We start from the raw sequence: 20,428 nt of genomic DNA, 5'->3' as shown, positions 1-20,428 counted from the left end.
AGCATCGAAAAATTTGTTATTTGTTGATTTTTCCAATAAGAAAAACTTTTTTATTCAACCTTTTAATTTTCTTCATCAAGTTTGAAACCAAAATCTCTTCTTCCAAATAGACCACTTACAGTTGCGATTCTTGGATCGAGTGGAGCTGTAGGAAAGGAATTATTGGCTTTGCTTGAAGAGAGATCATTCCCTGTTGGAAAATTAATTTTACTAGCCTCCCATCGCTCAGCAGGGGACATTCAGAGTTTTTGTGGAACTGAGGTGAAAGTCGAAGAGACAACTAAAGATAGTTTTAAAAATGTAGATTTAATTTTGGCTTCAGCTGGTAGTTCAATATCTCGTAAATGGAAAGATACAATTCAAAGTTCTGGAGCTTTGATGATTGATAACTCTAGTGCATTTCGAATGGACGAGAATGTTCCTTTGATCGTTCCAGAAGTTAATCCTTCTGATGCTATTAAGCACAAAGGTGTAATTTCTAATCCGAATTGCACGACTATTTTATTAGCGTTGGTTCTATCTCCATTGACTAGGCATATCCCCATTAAGAGGATCGTTGTATCAACCTATCAATCCGCTAGTGGTGCAGGTGCAATGGCAATGGAAGAATTAGAAAAATTAAGCCAAGAAGTTTTAGATGGAAAAACTCCAAAAAGTAAAGTTCTTCCGTATTCTTTGGCGTTTAATCTTTTTTTGCATAATTCACCTTTGCAATCGAATAATTATTGCGAGGAAGAGATGAAAATGGTTAATGAAACCCGAAAGATTCTTGGAGATCCCGAACTTTCATTGACCGCAACATGTGTAAGAGTCCCAGTCTTAAGAGCCCATTCTGAATCGGTCAATATTGAATTTACAAAGCCTTTTCCAGTAAAAGAAGCTTATGAGATTTTGGAGGCTTCACCGGGAGTTGAAATACTTGAGGACTTGGAAAATAATCGTTTTCCGATGCCTCAAGATGTAACTGGCAGAGATCCAATATCAGTTGGTCGAATAAGGCAAGATATAAGTAACCCGAATGCTTTAGAACTATGGTTATGTGGAGATCAAATCCGCAAGGGTGCAGCACTTAATGCAGTGCAGATTGCTGAACTTCTACTGCCAAAGAATTATGAATAAGTCAGCTTTGTTATCACCAGCCCCTTTTGGAAGGCTGCTAACCGCAATGGTGACCCCATTTGATGATGAAGGGAAAGTTGATTATGGTCTTGCTGCCGATTTGGCAAATTATTTGGTAGATCAAGGTTCAGATGGCATCGTTGTATGTGGAACTACTGGAGAGTCACCGACTCTAAGTTGGCAAGAACAACAAAAATTGCTGGAAACAGTAAGAAATTCCTTAGGCTCTAGGGCTAAAGTTTTAGCTGGAACAGGAAGTAATTCGACCTCTGAGGCAATTGAAGCAACAAAGGAAGCAGCTAATTCAGGCGCTGATGGTGCTTTAGTTGTTGTTCCTTATTACAACAAACCACCGCAAGAGGGATTAGAAGTTCATTTTCGCGCTATTGCAAATGCCGCTCCAAAGTTGCCTTTAATGCTCTATAACATCCCTGGGCGGACAGGGTGTTCAATATCGCCTAGTATTGTTAGTAAGCTTATGGATTGCAGTAATGTAGTCAGTTTTAAAGCTGCAAGTGGAACAACTGAGGAAGTGACTCAATTAAGAAACTATTGTGGATCAGATTTAGCTATTTATAGCGGTGATGATGCTTTGGTTTTACCAATGCTTTCAGTAGGGGCAGTTGGTGTTGTTAGTGTCGCAAGTCATTTAGTTGCTCCTAATTTGAAGAAACTTATAGAGAGTTTTTTAGAGGGTAAATATTCTGAGGCACTTTATTTGCACGAGACATTACAACCTCTTTTTAAATCCCTTTTTGCAACTACAAATCCAATTCCTGTTAAAGCGGCACTTCAACTCATCGGTTGGTCTGTTGGACCTCCTCGAAGTCCTCTAGTCTCTTTAAACAGTGAAATGAAAGAAGAACTCGTGAAGATACTCTCTTCTCTGAGATTGATTTGATCTACTCCCTCTATCCACATTGGGTGTGGCTTTCATTTAGGTAACAATCAAGTTTTTTCACATAAATTTTTCCATGACATCAAGTTCAATGAATTCTCAAGGTTCAAAAAATAATCAAACCAAATCTCCTTGTTTGAGGATTATTCCCTTAGGCGGCCTCGGAGAAATCGGTAAAAATACTTGCGTCTTTGAATACGGAGACGACATCATGATTCTTGATGCTGGTCTTGCTTTCCCAACTGATGGGATGCATGGAGTAAATGTTGTCATGCCAGACACTACTTATCTACGAGAAAATCAAAATCGAATAAGAGGTTTGGTGGTTACTCATGGGCATGAGGATCATATTGGTGGAATTTCTCATCATTTAAAGAACTTTAATATTCCAATTGTTTACGGCCCTCCCCTCGCTATGTCTATGCTGAGGGGGAAAATGGAGGAAGCTGGAGTTGCTGATCGGACAACAATACAAGTATGTGGACCAAGAGAAGTTATTAAAGTTGGGCAACATTTTTCAGTTGAATTTGTAAGAAATACACATTCAATTTCTGATAGTTATTCCTTTGCAGTTACGACTCCAGTGGGAGTAGTATTTTTCACTGGAGATTTTAAGTTCGACCATACCCCACCTGACGGACAGCCTGCAGATTTAGCCAGGATGGCTCACTATGGAGATAAAGGTGTTCTTTGCCTTCTATCTGATTCAACCAACTCTGAAGTTACAGGATTCACGCCCTCTGAATATTCTGTTTTTCCAAATTTAGATAGATACATTGCTACTGCTGAAGGCAGAGTTATGGTTACTACTTTTGCTAGTTCAACTCATCGTGTAGCGATGCTTTTGGAGCTAGCAATGAAAAACGGTAGAAAGGTTGGCTTGCTAGGTCGTTCAATGCTGAATGTGGTTGGTAAGGCAAGGGAACTTGGTTATATGCGTTTTCCTGATGATTTATTTTTTCCTATTAAACAGATCAGAGATTTGCCTGATAGAGAGACTTTTTTATTGATGACAGGTAGTCAAGGAGAATCAATGGCTGCTTTAAGCCGTATTGCTAGAGGCGAGCATCAACATGTTCAATTGAAAACTAGTGATACTGTTATTTTTTCTGCTAGCCCTATTCCTGGGAATACTATTTCTGTGATGCATACGATTGATAAATTAATCAAACTGGGTGCAAAAGTAATTTATGGCAAAGATAAGGGGATTCATGTTTCAGGCCATGGATGCCAAGAAGATCAAAAATGGATGCTTGGATTAACAAGACCTAAATACTTCATTCCTGTTCATGGTGAGTACAGAATGCAAGTTTTACATGGGAAAACTGCTGTCTCAATGGGGGTGCATCCAGAGAATGTATTGGTGATGGAAAATGGGGACGTTGCTGAATTAAGACCAGATTCTCTATTGCAAGGCTCACCAGTTAAATCTGGAGTGGAATTACTCGATTCTTCTAGAACAGGGATTGTGGATACTCGAGTATTAAAAGAACGTCAGCAACTTGCTGATGATGGAGTTATTACCGTTCTTACTCCAATTAGTACTGATGGGGTGATGGTTGCACCACCTAGGGTAAATCTTCGTGGTGTTATCACTAATGTTGATGCCAAAACCATGGTTAATTGGACTGAAAGAGAGATTAATTGGGTCTTAGAAAATCGATGGAAACAGCTCGTTCTTAAGACCGGGGGAAAATCAGTTGAGGTCGATTGGATAGGATTGCAAAGAGAGGTTGAATCAGGATTATCTCGTCGGTTGAGAAGAGAGGTTCAAGCGGAGCCTTTAGTTCTTTGCCTTGTTCAACCTGCTCCAGGAGGAACTCGCGCATATAAACCTCAACTTGATCAACAGCCAGATTCACGACAAGTAGTTAAGAAAACTGCTGATAAAGCCCCTAAGACGACAAAGGCATCCGTAGCAAATCAAGAAACAAGTTCACCAGCAGAACAAAAAACAAATACGGAACCTAATGCTGAGGAAATGCCCACAGGAAGAACAAGACGTCGCAGATCAGCAATTAGCTGATAACTAAAAAATTGTTTATTTTAATTAGTTTTATTTGAGATATAAATAGCTTCTTTGTTCCAACGTATTAGGAAGTCTCCATGAAGATGGATACTTCCAGGTGGTTTTCTTTGAGATACTTTTGTATTTATTTCTTCAATTTGCAAAGCTGTTACCCTTTTTACACCCATTGTCTTTAACCAATTAGAAAGAATTATTTGTCTAATAGAGTTTGTTAAGCCGAATAGTTTGATTCTCGATAGAGAATTGATTTTTTCTCCTTGGCAAAATTGTATTGCTATTTTTGCAAATAATTTTTGGTCTTCGTTATAACTTTCAAGTCTATTAGCTACTGAGGCTATTCTTGAGTCTGCTCCCTTATAGATCGAATTTAAAATAGGTAAAATTTCTTTTCTTATTTTATTTCTTGTTAAATTAATATTTTCATTTGATGGATCAATCCAAATTGGTAAGTTAAAATCTTTACAAATTTCGAGAGTTTCATTTCTATTGAAAATCAGTAGGGGTCTGGTTAAATCTATATTATTCTCTATAGTTCTTTGCTCCTTAAGAGTAGTAAGTCCAGTCAGATCAGTCCCTCTGGCTAAGTTCATAATGACTGTCTCTGCTCGATCAGTAGCTGTATGACCAGTTAAAATTCTTGTACACGGAAAATGTATATTCTTTGATGATAAAAACTTAGCTTTCATTATTAGATTTTTATATCTCCAATCTCTTGCCTTTTCTTCATTAGCGACTTCTTTTTTATCTGCTTTATTAGAGTGAAATGAAATTTGATTTTTCAGACACCACAGTTTCAGCTCATCTTCTGTTTCCTCGGATTTAGCATGCCATTGGTGATTTCCATGCCAGACTTCGACTTGCCACTGATGCAGTCTTTTTAAATCAATAATTAATTTGAGAAGGGCCATCGAATCTTGGCCACCAGATATGGCTAAAAGAATGGTGGAGTTACTGGGAAGCAGAGATTTATTTTGTTTCAGTCTTTTGTGTAAACGCATATGCCATTTACTCCAAGACCTGTCATTTTGAGAAGATTGTGACATTTGCTTTGGTTTCAGAGCTCTATTCCCATTTTTTTAGTTCTTTTGCTGAGTCAATGTCACAATCAGGTTAATAGTTGATGTTTTTATGACACGTTTGCAGGCATTGCCAGTTTCACTTCAAAAGAGTATTCAAAATAGATCTTTATTGAAAGTAATTTCTGGTTTAAGTAATTTTAATCCAGAATCAGTATCTCTAATTGCGAAAGCTGCTGGTCATGGGGGCGCCGATTTATTGGACATTGCTTGTGAACCAAAATTAGTAGAGCTAGCGTCAGAGGTCTCGAATATTCCTGTGTGTGTAAGTTCGGTTGAACCAAGGTTGTTCCCTAACGCTGTTAAAGCAGGAGCATCAATGATTGAGATTGGGAATTTTGATTCTTTTTATCCAGATGGGCGTTTTTTCTCAGCTGATGAAGTTCTCTCATTAGCTACTGAATCTCGACGCCTTTTGCCTGAAGTTTTTTTGTCAGTGACCGTTCCTCATGTTTTGCCTTTAGATAGTCAAGCTCAATTAGCGTTAGATCTTGTTGATAGAGGGGTCGACTTAATTCAGACAGAAGGAGGCACAAGCTCTCATCCCATGAGTCCTGGAGCTTTAGGGTTAATAGAAAAAGCTTCACCTACTTTGGCCGCAACTTCCGCTATCACATCTGCTTTAAAGGAGAGTAATCTTGATGTGCCTGTGATTTGTGCTTCTGGACTCTCTGAAGTCACAGTCCCAATGGCTATTGCAGTAGGAGCTAATGGGGTTGGTATTGGATCAGCAATAAATAAATTGAATACTGAATTAGCTATGATTGCTACTGTAAAAGGTCTTCGTCAGGCTTTAAATTCTTTGAAATTGGTTTCCACGATTAATCAATGAGTTTTATAAGGTAATTTAAGCTTTTTTATGTTCAAAATTGGAAGAATATGGAAGTAATAAATCTATCTTTTCTTAACCTTTAAAAAGAAGATGCCTGAGTATAAACTTCAAGCTCCTTATACTCCGAAAGGGGATCAACCTGCAGCGATTAAAGGGCTTGTTGGAGGTGTAAATGATGGGGAAAAATTTCAAACTTTATTAGGTGCAACTGGAACAGGGAAGACTTTTACAATAGCCAATTTGATCGCTCAAACTGGAAGGCCTGCGTTAGTTTTAGCTCATAACAAAACACTTGCAGCTCAATTATGCAATGAACTAAGGGAATTTTTCCCAGATAATGCCGTTGAATATTTTATCTCATATTATGATTATTATCAGCCAGAGGCTTATGTTCCAGTCAGTGATACTTACATAGCCAAGACTTCATCAATTAATGAAGAGATTGATATGTTACGCCACTCTGCGACTAGGTCTTTATTTGAACGAGATGATGTCATAGTTGTTGCCTCAATTAGTTGTATATATGGTTTAGGAATTCCAAGTGAATATCTAAAGGCTTCTGTAAAGTTTCAAGTTGGTCAAAGTATTGATTTAAGATCTTGCCTTAGATCATTAGTTTCAAATCAATATACTCGTAACGATATCGAAATCAGTAGAGGTAGATTTAGAGTTAGAGGAGATGTATTAGAAATAGGGCCAGCATATGATGACAGACTTGTAAGGCTTGAATTATTTGGAGATGAAGTAGAAAGTATTAGCTATGTCGATCCTACTACTGGAGAAATCTTAAATAAACTTGACTCAATCAACATATATCCAGCAAAACATTTTGTTACCCCAAAAGATCGCCTCGATTCTGCAATTAAAGCAATAAAAAAAGAGTTAAAAGATAGATTAGAATTTCTTAATCAAGAGGGTAAATTACTCGAGGCTCAAAGGTTAGAACAGCGAACAATTTATGACCTAGAAATGTTAAAAGAAGTTGGATATTGTAATGGAGTTGAAAATTATGCTCGTCATCTTTCTGGAAGAGAACCTGGCTCTGCCCCAGAATGTCTTATTGATTATTTCCCAAAAGACTGGTTATTACTTATTGATGAAAGTCATGTTACTTGTCCTCAATTAAGAGCTATGTATAATGGTGATCAAGCAAGAAAGAAAGTCTTAATAGATCATGGATTTAGACTACCAAGTGCAGCTGATAATCGTCCTTTAAAGGATATAGAATTTTGGAATAAGGCAAAACAAACTGTTTTTATAAGTGCGACTCCTGGTGATTGGGAATTGTCCCAAAGTACAAAGAATATAGTTGAGCAAGTTATCAGACCTACCGGTGTTTTAGATCCTCTAGTTGAAGTACGTCCAACACATGGTCAAGTTGACGATTTGCTTTTTGAAATTAGAAAAAGAGCATCAAAAAATCAAAGAATACTTGTCACAACGCTCACGAAAAGAATGGCTGAAGATCTTACAGATTATTTATCTGAAAACAAAATAAGAGTTCGCTATTTACATTCAGAGATCCATTCAATTGAGAGAATTGAAATCATTCAAGATTTACGATTGGGAGAATATGACGTATTAGTTGGAGTGAATCTTCTAAGAGAAGGTTTGGATTTACCTGAGGTCTCTCTTGTAGTAATTCTTGATGCAGATAAAGAAGGATTTTTAAGAGCTCAAAGATCTTTGATACAAACAATAGGTCGAGCAGCAAGACATGTAGAAGGCTTAGCTTTGCTCTATGCAGATAAGATGACTGATTCTATGGCAAAGGCTATTAGTGAGACTGAAAGACGCCGAGAAATACAGAATATTTATAATATTGAGCATGGTATAACTCCTAAGCCAGCAGGTAAGAAAGCAAGTAATTCTATTCTTTCTTTTTTAGAGATCTCCAGAAGATTAAATCAAGATGGAAGTACCGATGATTTCGTTGATATCGCTGATAAGTTGATTGAACACAGCGCTAAAGATTCTGATAGCGGAGTATCTTTAGAATCTCTGCCTGAATTAATTGAAAAATTGGAATCTAAAATGAAAATAAAAGCTAAAGACCTAGATTTTGAAACAGCAGCAATTCTTAGAGATCGTATAAAGAAATTAAGGCATAGGTTAGTCGGTAGATAAATTATTTTTAGCTTTCATTTTTTCCTAATTTAAAGCAAGAATGAATTTCATTTAATGCTTTTTCACCATATTTTTCTGAGATAATACAAGTTGTTCTTATTTCACTGGTGGCGATCATTTCTATGTTGATTTTTTGATTTGCTAGTGCTCTAAAAATTTTACCGGCTGTTCCTTTTGTAAAAGGCATTCCAGAACCTACTGCGCTAATTCGTACTATTGACTCTCCTTCTTCGAGGTTTGATCCTTTCCAATTGCCAATCAATTCTTTTAATGCATATTTAGCATCGCTTCTATCATTTTTCTTTAAAGTGAAGCTGATATCTTTGGTTTTATCTTTATGCTTTCTTTCAGATTGAACTATAGTATCTAAGCTGATATTTTTCTCAGCTAAAGTGGAACATATTGTGGAGGCAGTCCCTGGTTTATCTGGAACATTCTTCACGCTAATTTGTATTTGATCTTTATCTAAAGCTATTCCCCTTACTTCTGGCTCGTTATTATTTTCAATCGTAGGATTCACGGTAATTTGTTTATCAGTGAGCTTGAAAACTTCGCTTACATTACGTAGTGCTTTTTTCCCTAATTCTGCATCAATAACACAACTGACTTTGACTTCACTAGTTGCGATTAGTCTGATATTAATACCAGAGTCAGATAGAATTTGGAATAGCGATGAGGCTATTCCAGGCCTTCCCATTATCCCAGCTCCATAAATACTTAGTTTAGTCAGATCTTTTTGAAAAGAGATATCACCTCCAATAGTATTAACGAGTTTTTTACATTGAGTTAGTGCATTATGTAATTCATTTTCAGCAACAGTAAAAGTGATGTCGTTAGAGTCGATCTGATGTGTCGCTTGAATAATGAGATCGACATTCACCCCACCCTCTGATAGAGATTCAAAAAGTTCCGCAGCAATTCCTGGACGATCTGGAATATTAGATAAAGCTACTACAGCTTGATTCTCAAGAAGTTCTAATCCATCGACAGGACTTCGATGTTCTATTCCACCTTGAGAAAAGTCAGGCTTCTTATTACTAGTTAGAGTGGTTCCATCAAGGTTGTCCCAACTGGATTTAACGACAAGAGTTACGCCGAAATTTCTTGCTATTTCAACTGCTCGAGGATGTAAAACAGCTGCTCCAAGGCTGGCCAATTCTAACATTTCATCACAACTAATACTTTTCATTAATTTTGCATTTTTCACAATTCTTGGGTCAGTTGTAAGTACGCCAGGAACATCGGTATAAATTTCACATTTAGCAGCTTCAAGCGATGCCGCTAGAGCTACTGCAGAAGTATCTGAACCTCCTCTACCTAAAGTTGTAATTTCAGCAATTCCTCCTATGCCAAGAGTTGTTCCTTGGAATCCAGCAATAACTATGGTTTGACCTTGGTCTAAGAGATTTTTTATTCGTTCTGTCCTTATCTCGAGGATTCTGGCTCTTCCATGAGCTGATTCTGTGATAATTCCAGCTTGAGTTCCAGTCAAAGAGATTGCTGGTGTGCCCAATTCGTTCAGGGCCATTGTTAATAATGATATTGAAACTTGCTCCCCAGTTGAGAGGAGCATATCCATTTCTCTATGAGGAGGATCAACAGTTATTTCTGATGCTAGCCGTGTTAACTCATCAGTTTGATGTCCCATGGCCGACACAACAACTACTAGATCATCACCTTTTTCTTTACTTGATTTGATTCTTTGCGCGACAGCTTTTATGCGCTCAATGCTTCCTAGAGAAGTGCCGCCAAATTTTTGAACCAGCAATGCCATTGAACTTACGTAAACTTATTGATTATTTCAGTTATTAGCCAAAATTTTACTGTCTGTTAGCAGATTATCTTTAAAAGAATCGATTGGCTTGATTCCTGATTTTATTGAGGCTTCAATTTTTAAAAGTTTTTTCATCAATTCAAGCAATGTTCCCAAAGATTTACCTTGAATTTGTTTGCGAATTACAAAAATACGTTTTGGGTTTGCAATCCCAGCAAGTTTGGCTATTTCTTTGACATCCTGATTCCCTTGTGAATCTAATAGATGTACCCAAAGCCATCCTCTTGATTGACCAGTCAACGTTGTTATTAATCGTAAAGCTGGCTCTCCATTTTTAAGTAAGGATTGAATTTTATTTAGAGCTATAATTTTCTCTCCTTTCAATAGTGAATTGGCAATTTCAAGTGCATTAGTCGAATTATTTTGAATTAGTTTTTTGACTAGTTCTTTTGATATTTCTCGCGGTTTATCTGTAGTTAAGTTTGTATTAACTGCTTCTGAGAATAATGAAAGCTTTTGAAGCTCAGTATTGATTAAAGAGCTATCATTACCTATACTTTCTACTATTAAATCAATTGTTTCATAATTCATTTTTAGATTTAATCGTTCTAAATTATTCTTCACTAAATTCCTTTGCCCATTGATATCCCATGGCAGTGGAAGAATAAAACTTTTTTCCTGTGATAATGTATTTGATTGGATGCTTTTTTCTATTAATTTAGTAGTTTTAAGTCTTTTATCAGGTTTATTTGCATTACTTAAAATCAGATGAGTCTTGTCGGGAATTAATTTGATTACTTGTTCAAGTTTATTACCAAGCTCAATAGAGCATCCGTTACAAAATGGACTTCTTCTAACTAGCACAATCCTGCCTCCGCTGCCTAAGGGAGCGCTTTGAGCCTCTTCTAGTGCTCTTAGATTTTGCTTAGGATCATTTCCATCTAGTTGACTATAATTGAAACTTTTCCATGAGGAGTCAATGACTGAATTAATTAGTTCTTCTATTTCTCTGTTACAGGCTTCATAATCATTCCCCCAGATTAAATGTATTGGCATTACTTAGAGATATTTTATTAATAAGATTTTGATCCTAAATTAGCCAAAGAAATTTAACAGTGAAAACATCAGAACATCCAATTTTTCTAGAAAGCATCAAATACATTCGATCTAAACTAGGCAATACCGGACTTGATCAAACTCAGCAATCAATTTTAGAACGCATTATTCATTCAAGTGGAGACTTTAGTTTGCAGTCATGTCTCAAGTTTAGTCCCACTGCTTGTAAGGATGCTATTAGGGCATTGAAAAATGGTGCAACGATTTTGACTGATACTCATATGGCAGAGGCAGCAATATCGCCTATGGCTAAACGAACCTTGAATTCAAATATTGAATGCATTTTAGATATGGCTCCAGCTTCTATATCCATAAATACAAGTTTGACTACTAGAAGTGCAATTGGTATGAAAAATAAGTGGTTAAATTTTGAGGATAAAGACGCCATAAAAAACCCAACTGCTCCACTGGTTGTAATTGGGAGCGCTCCAACAGCTTTAATTTCTTTGTTAGATCTTGTTGAAGCTGGCGATAAGCCCCCAAGTTTAATTATTGGAATGCCAGTGGGCTTTATTGGGGTTAATGAGAGTAAAACTCGATTATTAAATAGTGATTGTGCATATATTGTTCTTGAAGGTTCTAAAGGAGGCGCATCCCTAGCGGCAGCTGCTACAAATGCTTTATTGAGAGCAGCTGAGCATTAAATTGCAACGATTGTTCTTTATTTTATTTGCAACTTTCAATTGGCTTAGTGATTTGAATGGTGTTGGAGTTATTTTTTTCTAGATTTTTTAATATCAATCTTGCATTATTGACTACGTCTGGGGGGACTCCCGCAAGCCTCGCAGCTTCAATTCCATAACTTTTATTTGCTCCTCCTCTTTCGACCTTGTGAAGGAATGAAAGGGAATGATTTTTATATTCAACTACAACTTTGTAATTCTCGACATTTTCAATATATTCAGAAATTTGATTCAATTCATGGTAATGAGTTGCAAAGATTGAACGACTTTTAATTTTTTTTGCTAAAAACTCGCTTACTGACCAGGCAATAGATAGCCCATCAAAAGTTGAAGTTCCTCTTCCAATTTCATCTAATAAAACTAATGAGTTTTCAGTAGCATTATTAAGAATGAAGGCAGTTTCAATCATTTCGACCATGAAAGTTGATTGGCCTGAAGCTAAATCATCCACTGCTCCAACACGTGTAAATACTTGATCAGCTATTCCCATATGTGCTGATTTAGCTGGGATCCAACTTCCAATTTGAGCCATGATTTGCAAGAGACCTACTTGTCTTAAATAACAACTTTTTCCACTAGCATTTGGCCCTGAAAGAATAATTAGATCGGTCTTAGAGCCAAGTTCTATATCATTAGGTACAAAAACTTTATCAACTAAAATTTGTTCAACTACAGGATGACGGCCATCAATAATAGATAATTTTCTTGATTTATCTTGCTCATTCATATCTATTATCTGAGGTTGAATATAGTTGTGATTAGCGGCTAGTTCGGCTAGTCCAGTTAAAACATCTAAGTGAGATATTGCTTTTGCAGCTTGTCTAATAATGTTTGATTTACTCCCTGTAAGTTTTCTTAAATCACAAAAAAGTTCATATTCTAGTTCTGATATTCTTGCTCTAACTTGAAAGATTTTTCCTTCTCTTTCTTTTAATCCTGGTGTCACAAAACGTTCTTCATTAGTTAAGGTTTGTCTTCTGATCCAGTGATCTGGAACATTTATAGCCTTTGATTTGCTAACAGCTAAAAAGTATCCAAAAGATCGATGATATTGAAGCTTTAAATTATTTATATTGCTTTTCTTTCTCTCTTCTAATTCCTGAGAGTTGAGCCATATATTATGATCATCTAGTTGGTTTCTTAGTCCATCAAGTACAGGGTTTATACCATCATAAAATAGACCCCCTTCTGTAAGGCTAAGTGGTGGATTGTCTATGATTTGATTATTGATTTTTGATGCAAGTTCTATTAAGTCTTTATCTATATTTATAATAGAGTCAAAATACTTAGTTTTATCAAATATGGGCTCATTTAGATAATTTTTAATTAAGGGTAAACGGTTAATTCCTTCTGCGATAGCAACTAAATCACGTGCTCCCGCTTGTTGAGCTCCTGCTCTACCTGAAAGACGTTCTAAGTCACCCATGGCTCTAAGGGTTTTTCTAATATTTTTTCTTAATGTCGATGATTTGACTAGAAATCCAATTATATTCTGTCTATTTTTAATTGCATTAACATCTTTTGTAGGTTCTTCTATCCACCTCCTAATGCATCTCGCACCCATTGCAGTTAATGTTTTATCAATTGCCCAAAGTAATGAGCCTTGAAATTTTCCATCCTTCTGAGTTGAGGTAATTTCTAAATTTCTTCTTGTTTGACTATCTATAATTAATCCTGATCGACTATTTTTTATTCGAGGGTAGTCAATACAGATATTTGTTTTTATTTCATTGTTAGATTTATCATCTATATTTGGGTGCGTTTTATTTAAATATGAAATTAATCCTCCAATAGTCCTAATTGATAGTGAGTTAGAATGTATCCCTAGGCTATCAATATTATTTAGACAATAATGATTTTTAATAGTTGTTATTGCCTCTAAATTAGAGAATGATGTTCTATTAAATTCTGTTATTTCTATTAATCCTTCATACCAGATTTTATTTGAGATTGACTTTTTCTCTGAAATAACTTCAGCTGCATTCAATTTAATTAATTCGTGTCGTAAATTATTACTTCCTTGACCTTCTTGAACAATAAATTCACCGGTGCTTACATCTATTTTTGCTAAAGACCAGTCAATTATTTCTTGATTAGATTTGGCTTCTAGAAGAACAGAAGCTAGCCAATTATTTTTTTTAGCACTTAACATTCCCTCTTCTAGAATTGTTCCAGGGGTTATTAATCTTGTTATGCCTCTTTTTATTAATTTATTGCCTTTTGTTGGAGCAGCTTCAAGTTGATCACAAATAGCAATAGATAAACCTTTTTTAATTAGTTCTGTGCAATAACGATCAGATGCATGATGAGGAATTCCAGCCATTGGAATTTTGCCAATTTTTTTTCCAGCTTCTTTACTTGTGAGTGTGATTTCTAAAAGTTTTGAGAGTGTTATTGCATCTTCAAAAAAACATTCGAAGAAGTCTCCAAGCCTATAAAGCAAAACTCGGTCAGGATTCTCTTTTTTTAATTCGACATAATGTCTCAGTGCAGGAGTGAGATCATCAATTTTTGGTAAATTGTGATGTGACCATTTGGGTTCCTCAATTGCCAGACGAGACAACTCATCCAAATCAATTATCTGATTTGGATTTTTAGGAGTCTGTTTTATGCGAGGTCTAAGCGATGCGTCTTCTTTTAGTTGTTGATGTGACAGATTTACGTTCGATCTTTCTGAACCTTTCAGCTTTTCAGCTTTATTGAGATCGCTTTCCTCATTCCCCCCAAATAGACTGCCTTGTATAGGGTTTTGGCTGGCAGCCATTTCATTACTCACAGTTTAGTCAATGCATATTAGAAGAATTATTTTTTTTTGCATGTGAAGGCTCAATACAAATTTTCATAGTAATGCAGTAAGAAAACACTTCCATGGGATAATTATCTGATATCGAGAAATTTCTCTAGCTTCGACATGCTGGCTATTAATTCAATCGTTGCAAACGCACTTTTGTTCTCCTCCTTGCTTTTGGTAATTGGTGTTCCTGTTTTTTACATGACCCAATCCAATCCAGAGGATAATAGAAATCCGAATATTAAAAAAATAGAGATCCTTGCAGGAGTCTGGTTCCATTTAGTACTTCTTCAAGCCTTGGTAGGTGAATACATAACTCATCAAATGAGTGTGTAATAATTCGAATTGATTGAAGAGATATAGACTATTTTATAATCGAGTGTTTTAAATTTACTCACCAGAGGTTACTGTTAATAGGTAACAAAACCCTTTGAAAAATGGCGACTATTGAGGGTACTTTTGTAAATTCCTCTTCTTTAAGAGTAGCTATTGTAATAGCCAGGTTTAACGATCTCATTACTAATAAGCTCTTAAGCGGATGCATGGATTGTTTATCACGTCATGGTATTGATGTATCAGAATCAAGTAATCAACTAGATATTGCTTGGGTACCAGGTTCTTTTGAACTGCCTATCATTTCTCAAAAACTTGCTCGTAATGGTAATTATGATGTGGTAATAACCTTGGGAGCGGTCATTAGAGGTGATACTCCTCATTTTGATGTTGTTGTCTCTGAGGCTAGCAAAGGTATAGCAACAGTATCTAGAGAAACAGGTGTTCCAATCATTTTTGGAGTATTGACTACCGATACAATGCAACAAGCATTAGAGAGAGCGGGTATTAAAAATAATTTGGGATGGAGTTATGCATTGCAAGCTTTAGAGATGGGTTCGCTTATGAAGGCTGTGAATTAAGTTATCTTATTACTTGAAAAAATCATTTGACCATCGCACCTCTTTTGAGGCATGCTAATTATACAAACTAATTTTTTGCGGATGTAGCTCAGTGGTAGAGCATCTCCTTGCCAAGGAGAATGTCGAGAGTTCGAATCTCTTCATCCGCTTTCGCTAATGCCTTCTAATGAAAGGGTTTCTTTTGGGCCTCTGAACAACTTCGATGTGGTTGCATCAATCTTTTTGGTTATTCTAAATCTGCTTCCAAATATTTTGAAAAGAACTGATCGCTAACACATAGCTACACTTCTCTTTTAATGTTGAGAAAAATCTTAAAAACATCCATTGTAGAACTCTTTATCTGATTATATTAAACAGCCTTTTAATTAATTTCCATTGGAAGTTTGAATATCTGTTCTAAAAAGATAGAAAATCACCACAAAATGTATTTGAAAAAATTTCTTTTTCTCTTTTATTTCTCACAAAAAATAGTGTTTCTCAACCAAAATAAGAAATAGATTTAATTTAATATTAAAATATAAATTAATAGTTTAATAAGTTTGATCCAATTGTGCGAATTAGTCCAGAACATATGAATTAGCAATCCTTAATAAGATTAAGGAATTGAGAATTTAAACGTAATCTAATTAACAATCTTCAAAGCTTGTATAATATTATTTTTACATAACTCCTGACAAGTCGATTGGAATTTTAAAATGAATGTTCAATCTATTAATAATTCAATTGGAGAGCTTCTTGAGGGCCCTTTGGTCTTTTCGCCTTGTCTTTTTAATGATGAAAGAGGGAATTTTTTTGAGAGCTGGAATTCTCAAATATTTGATGATTTACTGTTAAATCATGATCAAGGTCCTCAGATATTTCTTCAAGATAATCAATCTTTCTCTCGAAAGGGAGTCTTACGAGGATTGCATTATCAAATTACTCCTCACGTTCAAGGGAAGTTGGTGCGTTGTATCGCTGGCGAAATATACGATGTTATAGTTGATTTAAGAATGTCATCCAAGACCTTCAAGTCTTGGGGATCAATCAACTTAAGTGCCCAGAATAAGAAGCAGTTATGGGTTCCAGTTGGATTTGCTCATGGATTTCTATCTTTAACTGATTGTACAGAGGTTTTATATAAGACAACTGATTACTGGGATCCTAAATGTGAACGCGGTATAAGTTGGGATGATCCAGATATTAAAATTATCTGGCCAGAAAATTTTCTGCATCCTGAATTATCAAAGAAGGATTTAATGTTGCCTTCTTTTTCAGAGTTAAAAAGTATGGACATGTTTGAATGAAGATTTTGTTAACTGGAGCTAATGGTCAACTTGGTCAGCAAATTGTCTCAGAGTCTTTGTCCTTTTCAACTCAAATGTCTCTTGAAATTATTCAATGCACTAGAGAGGAATTAGATCTAGTTGATTACGATGCATGTAAATCTATCGTCGAATATCACAAACCTGATTGGGTAATAAATGCTGGAGCATACACAAATGTTGAGAAGGCTGAGACAGAGCCAAATATTGCATATCAGGTAAATGCTCAAGCTCCAGCTGCATTTGTCGAGGCTTTGACTAAATATGGTGGACAAATAATTCAAATAAGTTCAGATTATGTTTTCAATGGCGATCAAAGCTCGCCATATAAAACTTCTGACCTAATACAGCCACTGTGTGTTTATGGAAAGAGTAAGGCGAGAGGGGAAGAATTTGTTTTAGCTTATGATAAAGGTATAGTAATCCGAAGTGGTTGGGTATATGGACCAGTAGGCAATAATTTTCTTCTAAAAATGATACACCTACATTCTGAAGAATCTGATAAACCTAGAACTTTAAAGGTTGTCTCTGATCAAATTGGCTCACCTACATCGACCAAGAATTTGGCTATTGCTGTTTTACGTTCAATTATGGTAAGCAGTAAAATATATACTCCTAAGATTTTGCATTTTAGCGATGCTGGTGTCGCTAGTTGGTATGACTTTGCCATAGCAATAAGTGAAATTGCGATTGAGCTTGATTTATTTCAAAACCCATTAAGAATTGAGCCGATACAATCAAAAAACTACAAAACCCTTGCTAAGCGACCTAATTATTCTGTGCTCGATTGCTTTGCCACAATGAATGCTCTAAAGATGAAGCCACTTCATTGGAGAGATTCTTTATCCCATGTTATGAAGGGACTAAGCAAATAAAATGAAATCAAAAATAACCTTATAACATTGAAAATTTATTTATCGTCTCAAGATTTTTATTAAAGGAAAACAATGTTATTATTTCAGATATAACACACTATGATGTTGGGGCCATAATTTTGATCTTTCATTTCTTTCTATTTTAAAGTTTTTTGGTCTATATAAAGCAACGTATTTTGCTGCAGCAATTTGTAATTGATTTGGATCAAATATATCAACTATATCTTTACAAAGACCTAATTTCATAGCGTATTCAAACTCATTCTTATCTTTAATTTTTAGATTTATGCTATTTGGATCATATTTGCATATGGGATTTTTACAAAAAAAAGCTCTAGATTTTTTAGCAATAAATTTTATATAATTGTTAATAACATCTGACTCCATCTCTTGAAAAGAGTTTATATTAATAGTTAAATCAACAGGATCTGCACTTTCGAGCATTTCGTTACTTATGAAAATGATTTTTTTGAATTGATGTTCATTTAGAACTTTATATAGATAATTCTTTGCTAAGTTAATTATTGGAGGTAAATCACAGATTATATATTGATTAATTTCATCAAAATTTGACAATAATGCATGGCATGTTCTTCCGAAACCAGCTCCAATTTCAAGAATCTTTGAAACTCCAGTCATTGATTTATTTAGAAACAATATTTCTTCAAGACAAAGTGCATAATCAAGGGAAATTTTAAAATCAAAATAATTAATATATATAGGTGATCCTAATTGTTGGTTTTTAATATTTGCAATAAATTGCTTCATGTCTAGGTTTTGATCTATTGATTTTTGCTCTAAATCCCAAATAAAACGCATTAAAAGTGTTTTAAAATATCTAGTTGAGCTTTCAGTTGGATCCCAGGAGCAAATTCTATTGTTTATATTACCAATATCCCTGAATGAACTTATATTAGAATCGTTAAGCTTGTTGAGATTGTTTTTGCAAATTGACTGCCAAAGTTTGCTTGATTTAAACTTTGAGCTCATGACTTACTAGATAATTTTATATTCTAGTATGATTGATGAAAATCTCATCTGATTGATTTTAAGTTAATTTTAATTATTAATAAGCTATACATATTTATTTTCATTTCTTTGTAATCTTGTTGTATCTACTGAGCATGTGTAGTCAGGTATGACAGCGTAATTACTATTTGTTAGCTCTTTAACATGTATTTTTTTTCTTGAGGTCCTAGTTTTCCCATTATTGCGGAAGATACCTTAACTAACACTCTCCTTGCAAATCGCCAGTAATGCTCGTCGTTGGTTTCCTTATTAAGACTATTCAAAGTTTGATATCTTTTGTTGGTAAGTTTTTTTCCTTACTTGAATTCCCTTCAGCTAATGGAAGTGCATTCAAGCCTAATTCCGAAATCGATATTCAATCCCGAAGTGTGCATACAGAAAGGATGCAAGGACATAGTCATCTATAGTATTGCTTTGATAAACATTGCCAAGGGCATTTCGCGAATTACTGTTCAATATTTAGCCCCAAGTCTTGTTATATCAGAATATTAGATAGGAATCTCAACGCTCTTCTAAAGTGGGCCCCCCGTAAAATCCTTAAGGGAGCGTTATAAAACTCAATTTATAACAGAGAATCGCTAATCTTTGAGGATCTATCGCATAGCTAGATATGTTTAAATATTGTCAGTAATTGCAATCAGATATATTTAAATTTGCCCATGCTAAAACCATTGCTAATATTAAGTTAAGCGCTCTAGAGTGGCCACCTAAAATACACAAGATGAATCTTGATAAATATAAGTAAAAAGTATTTCTTACGAGATGCTTCAATTTTTTAAACTGGCCAAGTTTAATTTTATATTAAGTCTACTTGGTACCAATCATAAATCTTAAAAAAAAAAAATCAATAAATCTTAGAGCCTTAATTAAAATTTATATCAAAGAAAAGCTAGAGAAATAGGGCAATCGTTACGGTAATATATAATAAATAATAACTAGAGATTTAAATTGCAAAGTCAATCTCAACGTAAAGGAATCATTATAGCTGGAGGGATTGGTAAAAGGCTTTTACCTTCTACTTACTCTACTAATAAGCATCTGTTTTTGTTATATGATAAGCCAATGATTTACTATCCATTGACTACATTAATGTTGGGTGGCATCAAGGATATTTTAATTATTACATTAAAAAGTTCAATAGAATCATACAATAAGCTTTTAGGTGATGGTGGTAAGTGGGGTATAAATATACAATATTCAATTCAAGAGGAACCAAAAGGTATTGCTGATGCAATATTATTGGGTGAAGAATTTGTTGGTCAAAGTCATACGGTAATTATTTTAGGAGATAATATCTTTCATGGTAATAATTTATACAATCTTTGGAAAATTTCAGATTCATTTGATAAAGGTTCTACTATATTCGCCTATCAAGTAAGTGATCCGGAGCGTTATGGAGTTGTAGATATTGATACTAATGGAGATGTTCTCACTATAGATGAAAAACCGAAGATTCCAAAGAGTAATTTTGCTATTACTGGATTATACTTTTACGATAACTCTGTTTTTGATAGAATTAGGAAATTAAATTATTCATCTAGAAACGAGCTAGAAGTAACTTCACTAAATAATAGTTATATAAGGGATAATCTCCTTAAAGTTGAACTGCTTGGGCGAGGTATGTCATGGTTTGATGCTGGTACTTTTGATTCTTTCCTTGATGCATCATTATATATAAAAACAATTCAATCAAGACAAGGATTAATGATAGGATGTCCAGAAGAAGTTGCTTTTAGACAAGGTTGGATTGATAGGAATCAAGTTGTTAATCTTGCAAACACTTTGGAATATTCAAGATATGGAGAGTATCTTAATGAAATTTTAGAAAGCAATAAATAATTTAATTTTTTTCATAATAAAA

Annotated in this window: 16 protein-coding genes and 1 tRNA gene; 12 read left to right on the top strand and 5 right to left on the bottom strand. The window is 34.9% G+C overall.

Annotated features, from left to right (window positions below; all coding sequences use genetic code 11):
• The first annotated feature begins 81 nt into the window (after positions 1-81).
• From PMN2A_RS09545 to PMN2A_RS09535, 3 genes are all read left to right on the top strand, one after another.
• On the top strand, positions 82-1,119 hold the full coding sequence (locus PMN2A_RS09545; RefSeq protein WP_011295596.1) for an aspartate-semialdehyde dehydrogenase: 1,038 nt from the start codon (positions 82-84) through the stop codon (positions 1,117-1,119).
• On the top strand, positions 1,112-2,020 hold the full coding sequence (dapA, locus tag PMN2A_RS09540; protein ID WP_011295595.1) for a 4-hydroxy-tetrahydrodipicolinate synthase: 909 nt from the start codon (positions 1,112-1,114) through the stop codon (positions 2,018-2,020). The genes PMN2A_RS09545 and dapA overlap by 8 nt, the downstream gene beginning before the upstream one ends.
• Before the next feature lie 73 nt (positions 2,021-2,093).
• Positions 2,094-4,043 carry a ribonuclease J gene (locus PMN2A_RS09535; RefSeq protein ID WP_036905851.1) on the top strand — a complete coding sequence of 650 codons (1,950 nt, stop codon included), beginning with the start codon at positions 2,094-2,096 and terminating at the stop codon, positions 4,041-4,043.
• 20 nt (positions 4,044-4,063) lie between these two features.
• Here the strand turns inward: PMN2A_RS09535 and tilS are convergent, their stop codons facing one another.
• The gene (gene tilS, locus PMN2A_RS09530; protein ID WP_011295593.1) at positions 4,064-5,044 is read right to left on the bottom strand and encodes a tRNA lysidine(34) synthetase TilS; all 981 of its coding nucleotides are present in this window, start codon (positions 5,042-5,044) and stop codon (positions 4,064-4,066) included.
• A gap of 130 nt (positions 5,045-5,174) precedes the next feature.
• Here tilS and PMN2A_RS09525 point away from each other — a divergent pair, with 130 nt between their 5' ends.
• Positions 5,175-5,954: a DUF561 domain-containing protein gene (locus PMN2A_RS09525; RefSeq protein WP_011295592.1), complete on the top strand. Its 780-nt coding sequence runs from the start codon at positions 5,175-5,177 to the stop codon at positions 5,952-5,954.
• Positions 5,955-6,044: 90 nt separating this feature from the next.
• Complete coding sequence (gene uvrB / locus PMN2A_RS09520) at positions 6,045-8,081, top strand: excinuclease ABC subunit UvrB (protein WP_011295591.1); 2,037 nt, start codon at positions 6,045-6,047, stop codon at positions 8,079-8,081.
• Positions 8,082-8,088: 7 nt separating this feature from the next.
• On the opposite strand, the gene PMN2A_RS09515 is transcribed toward uvrB, so the two are convergent.
• Complete coding sequence (locus PMN2A_RS09515) at positions 8,089-9,855, bottom strand: aspartate kinase (protein WP_011295590.1); 1,767 nt, start codon at positions 9,853-9,855, stop codon at positions 8,089-8,091.
• 27 nt (positions 9,856-9,882) lie between these two features.
• Complete coding sequence (gene holA / locus PMN2A_RS09510) at positions 9,883-10,911, bottom strand: DNA polymerase III subunit delta (RefSeq protein ID WP_011295589.1); 1,029 nt, start codon at positions 10,909-10,911, stop codon at positions 9,883-9,885.
• Between the two features lie 59 nt (positions 10,912-10,970).
• Here holA and PMN2A_RS09505 point away from each other — a divergent pair, with 59 nt between their 5' ends.
• Positions 10,971-11,615, top strand: coding sequence for a precorrin-8X methylmutase (locus tag PMN2A_RS09505; RefSeq protein ID WP_011295588.1), 645 nt, complete (start codon positions 10,971-10,973; stop codon positions 11,613-11,615).
• A gap of 22 nt (positions 11,616-11,637) precedes the next feature.
• On the opposite strand, the gene mutS is transcribed toward PMN2A_RS09505, so the two are convergent.
• Complete coding sequence (mutS, locus tag PMN2A_RS09500; protein WP_011295587.1) at positions 11,638-14,418, bottom strand: DNA mismatch repair protein MutS; 2,781 nt, start codon at positions 14,416-14,418, stop codon at positions 11,638-11,640.
• A gap of 147 nt (positions 14,419-14,565) precedes the next feature.
• Between mutS and psbZ the strand changes: the two genes are divergently transcribed.
• From psbZ to rfbD, 5 genes are all read left to right on the top strand, one after another.
• Positions 14,566-14,781, top strand: coding sequence for a photosystem II reaction center protein PsbZ (gene psbZ / locus PMN2A_RS09495; RefSeq protein ID WP_011295586.1), 216 nt, complete (start codon positions 14,566-14,568; stop codon positions 14,779-14,781).
• A 101-nt stretch (positions 14,782-14,882) separates the two neighbouring features.
• On the top strand, positions 14,883-15,359 hold the full coding sequence (gene ribH, locus PMN2A_RS09490) for a 6,7-dimethyl-8-ribityllumazine synthase (RefSeq protein WP_011295585.1): 477 nt from the start codon (positions 14,883-14,885) through the stop codon (positions 15,357-15,359).
• A gap of 77 nt (positions 15,360-15,436) precedes the next feature.
• Positions 15,437-15,508 (top strand) — tRNA-Gly (locus PMN2A_RS09485).
• A gap of 546 nt (positions 15,509-16,054) precedes the next feature.
• Complete coding sequence (rfbC, locus tag PMN2A_RS09480) at positions 16,055-16,645, top strand: dTDP-4-dehydrorhamnose 3,5-epimerase (protein WP_011295584.1); 591 nt, start codon at positions 16,055-16,057, stop codon at positions 16,643-16,645.
• Positions 16,642-17,538, top strand: a complete 897-nt coding sequence (rfbD, locus tag PMN2A_RS09475; protein WP_011295583.1) for a dTDP-4-dehydrorhamnose reductase — start codon at positions 16,642-16,644, stop codon at positions 17,536-17,538. Before rfbC ends, rfbD begins: the two co-directional genes overlap by 4 nt.
• Positions 17,539-17,616: 78 nt before the next feature.
• Here the strand turns inward: rfbD and PMN2A_RS09470 are convergent, their stop codons facing one another.
• The gene (locus PMN2A_RS09470) at positions 17,617-18,528 is read right to left on the bottom strand and encodes a putative sugar O-methyltransferase (protein ID WP_011295582.1); all 912 of its coding nucleotides are present in this window, start codon (positions 18,526-18,528) and stop codon (positions 17,617-17,619) included.
• A gap of 987 nt (positions 18,529-19,515) precedes the next feature.
• Here PMN2A_RS09470 and rfbA point away from each other — a divergent pair.
• Entirely contained in the window at positions 19,516-20,406 is an 891-nt protein-coding gene (gene rfbA, locus PMN2A_RS09460; RefSeq protein ID WP_011295581.1) for a glucose-1-phosphate thymidylyltransferase RfbA, read from the top strand.
• The last annotated feature ends 22 nt before the right edge of the window (positions 20,407-20,428 follow it).

It is taken from the genome of Prochlorococcus marinus str. NATL2A (assembly GCF_000012465.1).
GTDB classification, from domain to species: domain Bacteria; phylum Cyanobacteriota; class Cyanobacteriia; order PCC-6307; family Cyanobiaceae; genus Prochlorococcus_B; species Prochlorococcus_B marinus_B.
This window is presented reverse-complemented; position numbering and strand designations above follow the sequence as displayed.